Origin of the sequence: Campylobacter sp. RM16190 (genome assembly GCF_012978835.1) — a bacterium.
GTDB lineage: Bacteria > Campylobacterota > Campylobacteria > Campylobacterales > Campylobacteraceae > Campylobacter_A.
The window spans coordinates 60,194-75,566 of record NZ_LIWS01000008.1 but is presented as its reverse complement, the minus strand read 5'-3'; the positions used below and the strand labels follow the sequence as shown (position 1 = coordinate 75,566).

13 protein-coding genes are annotated in these 15,373 nt (G+C 40.6%); 7 read left to right on the top strand and 6 right to left on the bottom strand.

Annotated features, from left to right (window positions below; translation table 11 throughout):
* Positions 1-20 precede the first annotated feature (20 nt).
* Entirely contained in the window at positions 21-1,184 is a 1,164-nt protein-coding gene (locus CDOM16190_RS08660; protein WP_170020161.1) for a pyridoxal phosphate-dependent aminotransferase, read from the top strand.
* A gap of 67 nt (positions 1,185-1,251) precedes the next feature.
* Positions 1,252-2,046 (top strand): sulfur carrier protein ThiS adenylyltransferase ThiF, encoded by a 795-nt coding sequence (gene thiF, locus CDOM16190_RS08655; RefSeq protein WP_502707522.1) that lies wholly within the window; start codon positions 1,252-1,254, stop codon positions 2,044-2,046.
* Between the two features lie 40 nt (positions 2,047-2,086).
* On the opposite strand, the gene lpxD is transcribed toward thiF, so the two are convergent.
* From lpxD to flgH, 4 genes are all read right to left on the bottom strand, one after another.
* Positions 2,087-3,040, bottom strand: a complete 954-nt coding sequence (gene lpxD / locus CDOM16190_RS08650) for a UDP-3-O-(3-hydroxymyristoyl)glucosamine N-acyltransferase (RefSeq protein ID WP_170020157.1) — start codon at positions 3,038-3,040, stop codon at positions 2,087-2,089.
* Positions 3,040-3,501: an acetolactate synthase small subunit gene (ilvN, locus tag CDOM16190_RS08645; protein WP_170020193.1), complete on the bottom strand. Its 462-nt coding sequence runs from the start codon at positions 3,499-3,501 to the stop codon at positions 3,040-3,042. The genes lpxD and ilvN overlap by 1 nt, the downstream gene beginning before the upstream one ends.
* Positions 3,502-3,510: 9 nt before the next feature.
* The gene (locus CDOM16190_RS08640; protein ID WP_170020191.1) at positions 3,511-5,199 is read right to left on the bottom strand and encodes an acetolactate synthase large subunit; all 1,689 of its coding nucleotides are present in this window, start codon (positions 5,197-5,199) and stop codon (positions 3,511-3,513) included.
* A 307-nt stretch (positions 5,200-5,506) separates the two neighbouring features.
* Positions 5,507-6,211, bottom strand: a complete 705-nt coding sequence (flgH, locus tag CDOM16190_RS08635) for a flagellar basal body L-ring protein FlgH (protein ID WP_170020155.1) — start codon at positions 6,209-6,211, stop codon at positions 5,507-5,509.
* Between the two features lie 73 nt (positions 6,212-6,284).
* On the opposite strand from flgH, the gene pta reads away from it, so the two are divergent.
* Genes pta through CDOM16190_RS08620 form a run of 3 tightly spaced genes read left to right on the top strand, consistent with a single transcriptional unit; the run spans position 6,285 to position 9,333 of the window.
* Positions 6,285-7,667 carry a phosphate acetyltransferase gene (gene pta, locus CDOM16190_RS08630; RefSeq protein ID WP_170020153.1) on the top strand — a complete coding sequence of 461 codons (1,383 nt, stop codon included), beginning with the start codon at positions 6,285-6,287 and terminating at the stop codon, positions 7,665-7,667.
* Positions 7,664-8,860, top strand: coding sequence for an acetate kinase (locus tag CDOM16190_RS08625; RefSeq protein WP_170020151.1), 1,197 nt, complete (start codon positions 7,664-7,666; stop codon positions 8,858-8,860). The genes pta and CDOM16190_RS08625 overlap by 4 nt, the downstream gene beginning before the upstream one ends.
* Positions 8,861-8,904: 44 nt before the next feature.
* Entirely contained in the window at positions 8,905-9,333 is a 429-nt protein-coding gene (locus tag CDOM16190_RS08620) for a VOC family protein (RefSeq protein ID WP_170020149.1), read from the top strand.
* 153 nt (positions 9,334-9,486) lie between these two features.
* Here the strand turns inward: CDOM16190_RS08620 and CDOM16190_RS08615 are convergent, their stop codons facing one another.
* Both CDOM16190_RS08615 and CDOM16190_RS08610 read right to left on the bottom strand, forming a co-directional pair.
* Entirely contained in the window at positions 9,487-12,477 is a 2,991-nt protein-coding gene (locus CDOM16190_RS08615; protein WP_170020147.1) for a molybdopterin-dependent oxidoreductase, read from the bottom strand.
* Between the two features lie 12 nt (positions 12,478-12,489).
* Complete coding sequence (locus CDOM16190_RS08610; RefSeq protein WP_170020144.1) at positions 12,490-13,230, bottom strand: 4Fe-4S dicluster domain-containing protein; 741 nt, start codon at positions 13,228-13,230, stop codon at positions 12,490-12,492.
* 153 nt (positions 13,231-13,383) lie between these two features.
* Here CDOM16190_RS08610 and CDOM16190_RS08605 point away from each other — a divergent pair, with 153 nt between their 5' ends.
* Both CDOM16190_RS08605 and CDOM16190_RS08600 read left to right on the top strand, forming a co-directional pair.
* Positions 13,384-14,448 (top strand): tyrosine-type recombinase/integrase, encoded by a 1,065-nt coding sequence (locus CDOM16190_RS08605; protein WP_170020142.1) that lies wholly within the window; start codon positions 13,384-13,386, stop codon positions 14,446-14,448.
* 299 nt (positions 14,449-14,747) lie between these two features.
* Complete coding sequence (locus CDOM16190_RS08600; protein ID WP_170020141.1) at positions 14,748-15,368, top strand: hypothetical protein; 621 nt, start codon at positions 14,748-14,750, stop codon at positions 15,366-15,368.
* The last annotated feature ends 5 nt before the right edge of the window (positions 15,369-15,373 follow it).

Genomic DNA, 15,373 nt, shown 5'->3' with positions numbered 1-15,373 from the left:
ATTTCACAAAAAGGAAAAACATGCTGTCAAATAGAGTTCAAGTATTAAGCGAATCGCTTACCATAGCTATCAGCTCACTTGCTAAAGAGATGAAAGCAAAAGGCGAAGATGTCGTCAGTTTTTCGGCGGGCGAGCCGGACTTTGACACTCCAAAAGCTATAAAAGACGCAGTCGTAAAAGCCCTTGATAAGGGATGTGGCAAATACACTGCGGTTCCGGGCTCTCCTGATGTCTTAAAAGCTATCGTTTCAAAGCTGGAGCGTGAAAACGGGCTAAAATACGAGACAAGCCAGATCATAACAAACGTAGGCGCCAAGCACTCGCTTTTTAACATCTTTCAAGCGCTGATAGATGACGGCGACGAGGTTATAATCCCAAGCCCTTACTGGGTGAGCTATCCTGAGATGGTGAAATTTAGCGGCGGTGTGCCTGTTTATATAGATACTTGCGAAAAGAGCGGATTTAAGATAACGCCTGAGCAACTAAAAGCGGTAATCACGCCAAAGAGCAAAATTTTAGTTCTAAATAGTCCTTGCAATCCGACAGGTGCGATATATAGCAGCAAAGAGCTGCTTGCTCTTGGCGAAGTTTTAAAAGATACCAAAATTCTCATAGCAAGCGATGAAATTTACGAAAAACTTAGCTACGACACTCCTTTTACCGCAGTTGCAAGCGTGAGCGAAGATATGTTTAAGCGCACTATCACCATAAACGGACTAAGCAAATGCGGAGCTATGCCCGGCTGGAGATTTGGCTATATGGCAAGCGTGATACCTGAGCTAAACGCCGCGGTTAAAAGGCTTCAAAGCCAAAGCACAAGCAACATAAGCTCGATCGTCCAAGAAGGAGCGATAGCAGGACTTTCCGGAAAAGCCGATGAAGATATGGCCATGATGAGAGCGGAATTCATCAAACGCAGAGATAAAGCGTGCGAGATGATAAACTCCATAAACGGACTTAGCGTGCTTAAGCCCGAAGGTGCGTTTTATCTATTTGTAAACTGCTCTAAGGTTGAGCCTAATTCTATGAAATTTTGCCGTCGCTTGCTTGAAGAGGCGAAAGTAGCTTGCGTGCCTGGAGTTGGATTTGGTATGGACGGATACTTTAGACTAAGCTTTGCAACAAGTATGGAAAATATCATAAAAGGCATAAGTAAAATTGCGGAATTTGTCAAAAATTACTAATATTTAAAGATGCAAAATGACCAATGTAACTATAAATGGCGCAAATTTTAAAATTCAATCCAAAACTATGGATGAGCTTAAGAGTGAAATTTTTAGCAATAAAGAGCTATATCAATTTTTAAAGAAATTTAGTGCTGAAAATCCGGATATCTTTATACTCAATGGCTTTGCAACCAGTGAAAATTTAGATATAAAAGATGGTGCAAATATTGTGCTCATAAAACGCGGAGTTATGCCTGAAGCTGGAATTTTACGTTCTATGATAGAGGCTAGAAACACACCTGAACTAAATGACGCGCTCAAACATAGTTGCATTGGAGTAGCCGGACTTGGTGGACTTGGATCAAATATAGCTATTAGTCTGGCACGTGTAGGGGTTGCTAAGCTTGTACTTGTTGATTTTGATGTAGTTGAACCTAGCAACCTAAACCGCCAATATTACTTTATAAAACATATCGGAATGAAAAAAGCTGAAGCTTTAAAAAGTATGATTAGCGAAATTAATCCGTTTGTAAATGTAATTACTCATGATATTTTTTTAGATAGCTCAAATGTCGCGGAAATTTTTGCACCATGCTCCATAATCTGCGAGGCTTTTGATAATGTCGCAAGCAAAACTATGATAGTAAACGAAGCCGGAGCGAGCTTAAAAGATAAGCAAATTATCGCTGCCTCCGGAATGGCGGGATATCATAGTTCAAATTTAATAAAAACAATAAAATTTGCTAAAAATGTTCATATATGTGGTGATCTAAACAACGCCGCAAAAGCAGGACAAGGACTAATGGCACCGCGCGTAGCGATTTGCGCTAACCACCAAGCAAACCTTGCAATCCGCCTTATGATGAATTTAGAGGCGTAATAAATTAAACTTTTTGCACCGTGTGAAAAGTTTAATTTTTCTACTTTTTAAAAAACCTTAATATCTTGGCTTGTATTTTAAAAAACTCGCTAAGCTCTAGTATAGGGTAAGTACCGGCATATTTTTTACCGCCTTCTAGACTTTTTGAGACACCTCCTCGTGCGGCAATTTGAGCAAAATCACCTACTTTTAGATGCCCTGTAGTGCCGCTTTGTCCGCCCATTACGACGTTTCTGCCTAACTTGCTTGAGCCTGCAAGACCGGTTTGCGCTACTATAAGGCAGCCTTGCCCTAGTTCGCAGTTATGACCTATCTGCACAAGATTATCTATCTTTGTGTGGCGCTTGATGATAGTCGGCTCAAACACACCACGATCTATCGTCGTGCACGAACCTATCTCTACGAAATCTTCTAAAATAACATTTCCGTTATGATAAATTTTTATATGCTCGCCCGTTTTTGTGTGCGCATAGCCGTAGCCGTCCGAGCCTATAACCGCATTTGCGTTTATGTGGCACTCATCGCCGATCACGCAGTCGTTATACACGACTACATTTGGATGGATTATGCAGTTTTTGCCGACCTTTACGTTATCACCCAAAAAAACTCCCGGCATTAGCACACTGCCCTCGCCCACCGTTACGCCCGAGCCTATATATACGTTTTGCATTACTTTGGCGCTCGGTGAAATTTGAGCCTCTTTTGGCGAGCTTGCAAAAAGCTCTTTTGCGAAAAATTTGCTTAAAATCGCAAATGCCAAATGAGCGTTTTCCACGACTATCGCGTGTATATTTTCAGGCACGAATTTCTTTAAATTTTCACCTACCAATATCGCTCCGGCTTTAGAATTTGCGATAAATTTTGCGTTTTTTTCGCCGTCACAATAGCTTAGTTCGCTATTTTTTGCATTGGCAAGCGAATTTAGCGCAGTTATCTCGCGCTCTTCACCTTCAAATTTCAGCTCTAAAATCTCATAAATTTCACTTAATTTCATCACATATCCATAAGCACCGACCCACCGCAAACGATGTCGATCGGATTGTATTTTTTGATGGCTTTTAAGAAATTTTTAACTCTAATCGTATCGTCAGCCACCATAACAACGATAAAATTTTCATTTGTGTTTGCAACTATGCCGTTATAAGCCTTAAGTATCGCGTCAAGTCCGCCGAAATTTTCACTTAGCGGAATTTTTACGAGCGCCATCTCTTTTTCGACAAATTCGCCCGTTTCTATAACCTTATAAGTAGGTATGAGCTTGTGAAGCTGCTTTACGATCTGCTCTAACACCTTCTCATCGCCCACCGTTACGATGCTAAGGCGAGATAAATTTGTCTCAGGTATCGGCGCAACGGTAAGAGTGTCGATGTTATACCCACGCCCTGCAAAAAGCCCGGAAATGCGCGAAAGCACGCCGTGTTCGTTAAGAACGATGACTGAAATTACTCTTCTTATACTCATCATTTATTCCTTGCTTTTTAATATCATATTATATATCGCAGCCCCCGCAGGCACCATAGGAAGGACGTCTTCAAAGCGATCGACCCTAACGTCAAGCATAGCCACCTTGCCAAGCTTTATCGCCTCTTTTAGCGCCTTTCTAAACTCATCTTTCGTGCGGCAGACAAACCCTACTCCGCCAAAGCCCTCTACGATCTTTACGAAATCAGGCTGCACGCTAAGATCGGTTGAAGAGTAGCGCTTCTCGTAAAAAAACGTCTGCCACTGGCGCACCATACCCAAAAAGTTGTTGTTTAAGATGATGTTTATTACCGCGATACCGTTTTCCGCTGCGGTCATTAGCTCTTGGATGTTCATTAGAATCGATCCGTCGCCCGTAAAATTTATAACTGTTTTTTTAGGATCTGCGCACTTTGAACCGATCGCCGCAGGCAAGCCATATCCCATAGTGCCAAGCCCGCCGCTGGTTATAAGCTGTCTTGGACGAGAAAACGGATAAAACTGCGCCGCCCACATCTGGTGCTGACCTACGTCGGTTGATACGATCGTATCATCGCCCGCTATCTTGGCAGTCTCTTCTATAACCCACTGCGGCTTTAAAATTTCATCGCTATCGCTGTATGCAAGCGGATTTAGCTTGTCGTAGCGAGAGAGGATATCTTTCCAGTCTTTGATATTTTCAGGGTTTACTTCGACCTTTTCTATGAGCTCTTCAAGGACGAAATTTAGATCACCAACTATCGGAAAATGCGCGTTTACTATCTTTGAGATCGAGCTTGGATCGATATCCACGTGAATTATCTTTGCGTATCTTGCAAATTCGCTTAACTTGCCCGTTATCCTATCATCAAACCTCGCTCCAAGCGCGATAAGTAGGTCAGTCTCACTTAGCGCCATATTTGCAGCATAGCTTCCGTGCATACCTGCCATCGCAAGTAAATTTTCATCATCATAAGCCAAAACTCCAAGTCCCATGAGAGTCTCTATCGCAGGAATTCCTGTCTTTTTAGCAAATTTTCTTACAAGCTCGCTGGTGCTTGACGCTACCACTCCGCCGCCTAGATAAAGTAGCGGTCTTTTTGCCGCCGATATCGCTTCGGCAGCCTTTTTGATCTGCTTTGCGTTGCCTTTGTATGTAGGCTTATAAGTTAGCATTTTTATCTCTTGTGGATAATCAAAATCGCCAATCGCAGCGGTTATATCCTTTGGTATATCCACATGCACGGGACCCGGGCGACCTGAGCGAGCGATGTAAAACGCCTCTTTTAAGATTCTTGGAAGCTCTTCGATGCTATTTACTAAGTAGTTGTGTTTCACACAGGGGCGAGAAATTCCCACCGCGTCGATCTCCTGAAAGGCATCTGTGCCTATGAGCGAGCTTGCGACCTGACCGCTTATAAGCACGATAGGAATGCTATCAGAATACGCCGTAGCAAGCCCTGTAACGGCATTTGTAAATCCCGGACCACTCGTTACAAAAGCCACTCCGACCTTGCCGCTTGCTCTTGCGTAACCATCAGCCGCGTGAACGGCAGCTTGCTCGTGGCGCACTAAAATATGCTTAAAATACTTTTGCTTGTAAGTTTCATCATAGATGTTAAGCGCCGCACCGCCAGGGTAGCCAAAAACTATCTCAACGCCCTCTTTATGCAAGGCTTCGCTGATCATCTGCGAGCCGGAAATTGCCTTTATCATAACAACGCCTTTTTTGAATTTGTTTAAATTATAAGCTTTATAGCTTTAAAAAGGCGTAAAATGAAATTTGGATTTTAAATTTTAACCCTCGTTTTGTTACGATATTGCAAGGGGTTTATAAGAATTTGGATAAATTTATCTGTTTGCGGTTGGTCGTTTTAGATTTTATGATTTTAGAGCAAATTTATATTTCGGGCAGAACCTGCATAGTTTAATTTAAATTTTAAAGCCTGCCCGTTGAGCGCACTCGGTCTAGGATGACCGAGCATAATGGCCAAAAATAAATTTTAGCCAAACCAAGCGATCAAAAAGGCCAGATAGCCTCCATAAGCTTCGTTCCCCACGGCTTTCTCGTTGATTTATCCACATCGCCTTCGGTTTTATATAAAATTTTTGCGTCCGCGATATACTTTGAGTCTATTTCATTTGAATTTGATATATCATAAGGGCGTATGACGCCGCTTAGCTGCACGATCTGCTTTTCACCATTTATAAGAAGTTCTCTTGAGCCTTCTATAAAATAATTTCCGTTTTCAAGAACTTTAATAATACGTGCTGAAATAGTCGTTTTAAAGCTCTCAACTCTACTATTTGATGCAGCACCGCTAAATTCATTTCCTCCACCTGCACTAAAACCTATATCGCCAAGTTTATTTAGCTGACTCGCTACCGTAGATAAAGGGGCTGAGCCTGCGCTAAATACGCCTCCCGAAAGCTTTATAGTGCTATCTTTATTAGTATTTCTTTTACCGCTTGAGCTTTGATTTGCGCTTTCGCTTATAATTACGGTCACTATGTCATTAACATTCATAGCTTTTCTGTCTGAAAACAAAGGATTATCACCCCTTCCAAACAAACTTCCCGTATTTGGTTGATTATTTATCTGCTTTGCCGGCAATTGCTCTACATATACTGGCGGTTTCATGTCTATCTTAGGATCCGCGCTTGGCACACAACCACTAAAAATAAGCGACACACAAACAAAAAATAGATAAAATTTAGCGTTCATAAAATTTACCTTAATCTGAATATTTATGATAAAATTAAGCAATTAAAGTTCCACTAATACTTAAGGAGAATAGATGAAATCTAAAGGAATTTATCTAATAACTGCCAATTTTTCAAAAATTTATGAAATTATATCAGCAAAATTAAAAAATGTAACCGTATTTGAGCCTATCGGCGGATTTATATGCACCAAAGAGGCTGCGGTAGCATTTGAAAACGGTCATGAAAAAGAGCTTATAAAAAGCATTATAAAAGAATTTAACGAACTACAAAAAAAACATGATCTAGTGGTAGTTAGAGCCTTTGAAGCATTCTCAAATTTGGGGAAATTTGAGTTAAATTTACTTCTTGCCAGGCATCTTAACACTCCTGTTTTTAGTGAAAAAAATCTAAAAGCCCTAAATATCAACTCAAATTTAGTTATAAGTTCAAATCTGGACGAGGTTTTGGACGCGCAGCAGAGCATAATAACTCCTTTTAGATTTGAGAATTTACTAATAGAAACGGCAAGTAAAGACAAAAAAATGGTCGTTTTACCCGAGAGTAACGATGAGAGAATTCTAAAGGCTAGTGAGCTTTTAATGCAAACCAAAGCCGTAAATTTAACCCTTCTTGGAGACGAAACCGCCGTAAAAAGCAGAGCCGATGAGCTTGGTATAAATTTAAGCGGAGTGAAATTTATAAATTTAGAAAAAAACGTATTTCAAGAGAGCTTTGCAAAAGAGCTTTACGAGCTTAGAAAGCATAAAGGAATGAGTCTGGAAAAGGCAAAAGAGCTGATCTTAGATAAAACCTACTTTGGCACTATGATGGTGCAAACCGGGCTTGCCGATGCCATGGTAAGCGGAGCTAGCACAAACACCGCAGATACCGTTAGACCGGCATTTCAAATCATAAAAACAACTCCTGATAGCCCATTGGTATCAAGCTCATTTGTAATGTGTATGGGCGAGGAAATTTTAATATATGCAGATTGCGCCGTAATACCAAATCCAGATGCTAATGCGCTAGCTCATATAGCAATCTCATCTGCTAAAACAGCGGTTGAGTTTGGAATAGAACCCAGAGTCGCCCTACTCTCATACGCCACTGGAAATAGTAGCGAAGGAAGCGACACAGATCTAGTCAAAGAGGCAAAAAAGATCATTAACGAGCTTGAACCTGAGCTTAAGGTTGAAGGACCTATACAATATGACGCAGCAATAGATATTGGAGTGGCTAGAAAAAAGATACCAAATAGTGATGTGGCGGGACGTGCTAATGTATTTGTATTTCCAAATTTAAATTCAGGCAATATAGGCTATAAGATAGCCCAAAGAAGCGGTCATTGCATAGCCATAGGACCGATTTTGCAAGGATTAAAAAAACCTGTAAATGACCTAAGTAGAGGATGCCTGGTAGATGATATCATAAATACAGTTTTAATAACAGCAATACAAGCAGGAGAGAAAAAGTGAAAATTTTAGTATTAAATTCAGGTAGCTCATCCATAAAATTTCAACTTTTTAACATGAAAGACAATCACGTCATAGCAAGCGGACTTATAGAAAAAATAGGAGAAAGCAACTCTTACGCCAAGTTAAAAGATATAGCTAAAGATATAATTTATGAGAAAAATTTGGCTATAAAAGATCACCACGAAGGGCTTGAAGTGATGACAAGTCTTTTTGTGGCGTCAAATATACTGCACGATTTAAGCGAGCTTGACGGAATCGGACACAGAATAGTACATGGCGGAGAAAGTTTTACCGAGTCTGCTTTAGTGAATAATGAGGTCATCGCTAAAATAGAACAAAACTCAATACTCGCCCCGCTTCATAACCCTGGTCACTTAGCCGGCATAAGAAATGCGATGCAAGAGAGCGGAGAAAAAGTGCCTCACGTAGTCGTATTTGATACCGTTTTTCATCAGACAATGCCAGAATATGCCTATAGATATGCTCTACCTTACGAACTTTGCAAGCGATTGCACATACGCAGATATGGCTTTCACGGCACATCTCATCACTACGTTACAAAAACCGCGGCAAAAATGCTTGGCATAGAATATGAGAAATTTAACGCCATCTCGCTTCACCTTGGCAACGGCGCTTCGGTTTGTGCGGTCAGTAACGGCAAAAGTGTCGATACTTCGATGGGTCTTAGCCCACTTGAAGGACTTATAATGGGCACAAGAAGCGGCGATATGGATCCTGCTATAATAACTTATCTGCTAAATTTGGGCGAGCTAAAGGCTGATGAGATCGATGCCTTTTTAAACAAAAAGAGCGGGCTACTTGGAATCTGCGGCTCAAACGACATGAGAGAGGTAGTAGCCAAGATGGAGCATGACGAAAGAGCGCACCTAGCCTTTGAGATGTTTTGCTACCGTATCAAAAAATATATCGGAGCTTACTATGCTGTGCTTGGGTGTGTTGATGCGCTTATCTTTACAGGCGGTATCGGAGAAAATGCACCATATAGTAGAGAGAAAATTTGCGGCGATTTAGCGCATCTTGGCATAAATATAGATCATAAATTAAATTTTGCTAAAGCAAGCGGAGCTAGGTGTATAGACGCTGACAAAGCATCTATAAAAACTTTAATCATTCCTACAAACGAAGAGCTTGAGATAGCACTTGAAACAAAAAGGGTGATAGAAAACAATTAAAATACGTAATTATGACAAAATAAATCTAAATTTAAGAGAACTAAATGAATAAAATCACTTGCGTTTGTCTGGGAACAAGAAATATGAAGAAGGCTCTGGAGTTTTATAGGGACAAATTAGGATTTAAAACTAACTTCAAAGAGAGTAATCCAAATGTTGTATTTTTCGATACTTTTGGAACAAAATTTGAGTTATTCCCACTTGAATTGCTAAGCAAGGACATTAATGAATCCAGCCCGCCGACAGGTAGCGGTTTTGCGGGAATTACGCTTGCTTATAATGTAAAGAGCAAAAAAGAGGTAGATGAGGTTATTGAGCTAGTAAGAAAGGCGGGAGGAGTAATCGTAAAAGAGCCGCAAGATGTCTTTTGGGGCGGATATCATGCCTATTTTACAGATTTGGACGGCTATTACTGGGAAGTGGTGTGGGGTCCTGATTTTAAATACGATGAAAACGGATTATTAAAATTTTAGTAAAGATAGAAAATATCATCTCAAAACACAATCTCATTTTATTGTTTCGCAAACTAATACAAGATGATTCCTGTTTGCTTTTTAAAAGAGATATTTTACTATGTATTTGAGAAATTTAGGCTAGCCAAGATAGCTAGCCTAGCGCCTAAAAGGCTAAATTTTATAGATATTTGCAGGTAACGCTTGTCTGGCGCAAGTGCCTACAAGCCAGTCGTTAAGGCTAAATTTGCCTTTGCGTTTTGGATCAAGCAGGCCAAGCAGGTTGTGATTTATACCAACCTCGGTTCCCTCTATCCTAAGAGCTGGTTTGCCGTCTATATAGTGGGTTCTAGCTCCAAATTCGGTATGTCCAAAGCCGTGTTCAAGGCTTATAACGCCTTTTGCAACGCCGTTTGTTACAAATGCCGTGCCTTTTGCGCTTGCGTATGGAGTTACTATTTTTACCTCATCGCCCGTTTTGATATCCTTCTCTTTTGCTATATCTTCGCTGATACGCACGAAATTTACGGGATGTATACTTCTCATCCTATCGCTCATTATAGTGTAGTAGTGCTGCGCGTTTGATTTTTTCGAGCTTACCAGATACTTCCACTCGGATTTCGGGAAGAATTTTTCAAGCGGAGTTCCATCGCTTGCTACCGGCTTCATCAGCGTAGGCGTACCCGGCATGTATTCGCCAGTGATAGAGTGGCGATGTCCACCAAGCGGCTCGTAGTATATCGAGGCGGGATTTGGCGCAGGCACTTTGACAGTTGCCTTATCGCCCTTATATGCAGTCGTATAATCATCGTATCTTCCGCCTTTTGCAAGCACGTGAGCGACCTTTGCCACCTCTTCTTTTTTGAGATATTTTTCTATCTTTGGCATAACTCTGTGAATTTTACTAAGCTCGGCATCTTCCTTGCTGATGTCGCTTACCGCTTCGCCGTCAAAGGCTAAATTCGCAAGTGCGGCTGCATAAAACTGCTCTTTAGTGTCAAGGTCCATAGTATTGCCGTCTTTATCCTTAAACGCACCTTTGCCAAAGCCTTTTAGCCCAAGCTTTTTAGCGATAGTGATATAAAATAGCTCCACGTCTATCGGTGTGCCGTTTTTATCCCTATCTTGTCTTGGAGTTACCGCAGGATAGCGCACGACCGAGGTTTTGGTTATAGTTCCCCAAAGTGCGTTTGGCATACCCCAGTTTTCTAAATTTAACCCGTCAGGCACTATGTAGTCGGCATAGGCATTTGTTTCGTTCATAAATGCGTCTATACCGATAAATAGCGGCAGATCTCTGCTATCTTTTAGAGAGTCTTTCACCGCCGTTTCAAGCCCAGCTTGTCCGTAGATGACGTTTGTCATGTAGTTTATAAAAATTTTAGCCTTATAAGGATATCCGACAGCATGACTTGTAAGAGTTTCATTTATAAGCGGCATAGAGATAGGATACCAAGGTTGAGTCGCAGGATAGCCCGTGCCACCTGCTGCTACTTTGCGCTTAAATTCCGAGCTTGTCTCGTAGTATTTGCCCGAGCGGGACAAATTCACACCGCTTGGCTTATATGCGCCGTCAAATTTCTCAAGCTCATATCTACCGCTCATAAATTTATGCGTGCCTGCGCTTGCGTTTACGTTTCCGCCCTTGTAGCCGTAAGTGCCCATGAGTGTATTTAAGCAAAGTATCGCGTAAGTACTCATTGCAGCTTGCGTGTGCATCATGCCGCCGTGCACGTTCGTGCTTACTTGGCGACCGTTTTTTGTGAAATTTTCACAAAGCCAAAGTATATCGTCCATACTTACACCACAAAGCTCTGAATACTCTTTCATGGTGTGCTTGAAGGCTGATTCTTTAAGAAGCTGCATAGAGCTTTTTACGGCTACTTTTTTGCCATCTATTTCTATCTTGCCTTTGTAGTATAGTTTGGCAGGCTCGTTTACTTTGTAGCTTTGGATTTTACCGCTTTGCGAGCATACTTGCCACTCGTCATTAACTCGCGCAAATTTGCCGTAATCTTTATGTCCTTTTTGAGTTATGACTAAATGAGTTGCATTACACCAGTGAATTTCACCAGCCAGCTTGGCTTGCTCTAAATTCGGCTGGATAAGGTAGTTTGTAGCGTATTTTTCATTTTCGATTATCCATCTTATCATCGCCATAGCAAGCGCTGAATCCATACCGGGCTTTATGCCTATCCAACGAGCCTTATCGCTTGTGGCGTATTTGATAGAATTTGAAACCGTCGGATCGATGACAGCGTAAGTAAATCCGTTATCTTCGCTTCTTGCGTAAGACACCATCTTAGCTTGCTTTTGGAAAGGATTTCCGCCATTGCCGGGTGCCGTTCCCCAGTAAATGCTAAATTTAGAGTGCTCATAATCAGGCTTAGTATGAGCAAATCCGCCCGCGTTGTGAGCTATCTTGCCGCCCGCTCTAAATCCGCCGCCGCAAATTCCGCCGTGCGAGTAGTGATTAACGGTACCAAATGACTTTTTCATAAATCTATCGACAATATCGCTTCTACCGTCATATAGATAAAAGCTTAAAAGCTGGTTGCGTTTGGTGCCGTATTCGGGATTTTCAGGATCGATTAGCTCATCGGAGTAGATAGCACGAAGACCGTCTACGTGTCCTTCTCCAAAGAGATCGCCACCCTCGACGACCTCTTCTATGAGCTGCTCAAAGCTGATAGTCTGCCACTTGCCCTCGCCTCTTTTACCGACTCTTTTAAGCGGAGAGAGAATTCTAATCGGCGAATAAAGCATCTCAGGAAGCATAGCGCCCCTAACGCAAACGGTAGCTCTCTGATCGTCATTGCCGCTTCTGGTCGTAGCTATTAGCGCATCGTTTATAGAGGTGTTGTAAGGCATCCAGTGGAAATTTGCAAGCGGATGGAAAGGATTTCCCACAGAGCGAAGAACGCGATCGTTTTTATCGTCTATATGAAGCCTAAGACCGCATTTTGTGGTGCACCCGTGACACATAGAAAATACTATGGAGTGTCCTTCATTCATGACGACTTTGCCGTCTATTACTTTAAATTCAGGCTCATGGGAATTTCCTTGAACCTTATAATCATCTATCTTTTCATCTTTACTTGCAACGGCAGCCATAGGAAGAGCCGAGGCAATCATAGCTTTTTTAATAAAATCTCGTCTTTGCATCTTTAGCTCCTCTTAAAGTGTTATCTCTTCGTTCCAATGAACGACTCGTTTATAGCCTGCTTCCTTCTCCGCTTCTACGTCGTTTTTGGTTAAAACCTCGCTAACTCCGTAGTAAAACACTTGCGGATTTGTATTTTTCGGACTATCTATAACCATAGTCTCGTGAGTTGCTAAAAATTTTCTGATATTTGAATTCGGATCGTTTAAATTACCCATTATACGGCTTCCGCCTACACAGGTTTCCACACAGCTTGGAAGAAGTCCCGCACGAAGTCTATGATCACAGAATGTGCATTTATCGGCTTTTAGAGTAGTCGGATTAAAGTATCTTGCGTGATACGGACAGGCCTCGACGCAAAGCGCGCAGCCTATACACTCGCTGCTGTTTATCTTAACGATACCGTTGCTTCTTTGATGACTTGCGCCGGTTGGACACATATCGATACAAGCAGGGTTTTCGCAGTGATTGCAAAGTCTTGGAAGTGAAGCCATAGCAGCTCTTTTGCCGTCTTTTGCGTAAGCTTCGTATTCTGAAACTATAGTTCTAAACATCCCTGCGGGAACGTCATTTTCCATAGCACAGTTCATAGTACAGGATTGACATCCGATACAGCGCGTAAGGTCTATCACCATACCAAAGCGCTCCCCTTTACCCTCTTCAAACTTAGTCGGTGCGGCTTTTAAAGCGGTAGCCGCAACAAACAGTCCCGCAGCAGCCATAAAGCTGCGACGCGAATTACAGGTTGATTGCATTCTTTTCCCCTTTATCAAAAAGTTTAAAACTTGAGAAATTTAACATAAATTAACTTAAAGTTATTGTTAAATTTAACTTTTTATTTTAATTATATTTTCAGGTGTATAAATTTGATATAATTTCCATTATTTAAAATTTCGCAAGGAAAACATTTGAAATACCCGCTTGATTGTAAAGATAGTTTTGAAAAGTCATTTCTTTTTTGGCTAACGAGATACGTTAAATTTAAGCTAAGTTCGCTTTCAAACAAAGAGCTAAGAGATCCAAAAGCTCTTGCTAGCGTAAATTATTCCTTAAGCCGTAGCGTAAGGAGCATAAACGAGCTTGACGGACTTGTAAAATCAGCCAGAAACGCAGGACTTACCGGTATAAATACCTACTTTAACCCACTTAAAAAAATTTATGAGACGCTTTGCTTTTACGAGCTTGAGAGCTTAAAACAGATAGACGAAGAGCTTTTAAGCGAAATTTTAGCTAGCACGACGGGCGGACTAAGTGATGCAAGTAAGAAAAACTACAGAATTTCGGTTATAAATTTCTTTTCGTTTTTAGATAAGCAAAACGAAGAGGACGGCAGAGCCCACATATACGACATCTCACTTAAAAACTGGGGCGGCATAAGCGGAACGAGGGGACAAAAACTGCCTGAATTTATGAGCGAGGAAGAAGTTAAGAGGTTTTTAGAGGCTATCGAAAATAGCGACTTTAAGGTAAATACAAACAGAAACAAGCTCATCATAAAGACGATAATATTTACGGGAATTCGCGTGAGCGAGGCTCTGAATTTAAAGCGCAAGGATATAACGGAAGATGGCGATCTTTATACCATAAGAATTCGCGGCAAAGGCAACAAATACAGAATAGTAATGATAAAGCGCCATCTTATCGAAGCCCACCTTGACGCTATCGCGATAAACTACATAAACAAAGAAGGCTATCTCTTTATAAACAAAAAAGGCACGCGGCTAACGCAAGCTTACGTAAGTAGGATAGTGGAGCAAATTTTGTTTAAAGCAGGAATTCGCAAGGAAAAAAACGGCGCTCACATGCTTCGCCACACCTTTGCGACAATGCTATATAAAAAACAAAAAGATCTTGTGTTAGTTCAAGAAGCGCTCGGGCATGCAAGCTTAAATACATCGCGAATTTATACGCACTTTGATAGCGAGAAACTAAAGCTAGCCGCGAAAGTGGCAGAGGATCTAAACAGAAAGTAAGAATGAAATTTAGGCGATTTTTATAAATTGCATTTCGGTAAAGCTATGTGCATTTGAATTTTTATCATCTAAAAAACTTAAAAAATTATTTGTTGCTTACGAATCAAAGTGTTTCAAATTAATTTTTAAATTTAACCCATTTTAGCATAAGAATGTTTTTTACTTTCTATAAAATTTTATCTTGAGATACCAAGAAAAACTTTAAATAGACAGGCATAATATAATTAAAAATTTTTAAGTCAATTTTAACTAAACAGAAGATATTATCGCCGAATAATTTTATTTAAGGAGCGTAGAAAATGAAAAGTTTAATCAAAATAGGTTTGATAACCTCTTTGATATCAGCGACAGCAATGGCTGAAAGTGGTTTTTTGTTTGGATTTGAAGGTAACTACAATTTTAAATCACAAACTGATTTTAAATATAGCAACACTACATCTAAAGTAAAGTTTGACGATAAAAAATATGGACTGATCGGTCTAAAGCTAGGCTATGATTTTGGCTTAGTTAGAACTTATGCCGGATATTACTTTATTTGCAAAAAAATAGATGCAAAAATAGAAACAGACGGACACGGTGACTTAAGCTTTAAGCATAAAAAATACATTCTGGGTATTGATTTTACACCTTCTATAACAGACAATATCAAACTAGTAGTTGGCGGATATGGTGGTCTAGAGCAAATGACTTATAAAGCAAATGGAAAATTTAGTGGAGGATATATAAGTGAAAAAAGCAATTTAAATAGCGCTGTTGTAGGTGGCAAAGTAGGCTCTATTGTAAGCTCCGCGATCTTTAATCCAAATTTAAACAATGCCGAACTAGAATTTGGCATAAAAGGCGACTACGCAAAGTTTAGTAAGCATGAAGCCAAACATAGCAGTGTTGGCGCATATGTAGCCCTGAATATTAAATTTTAAATTTT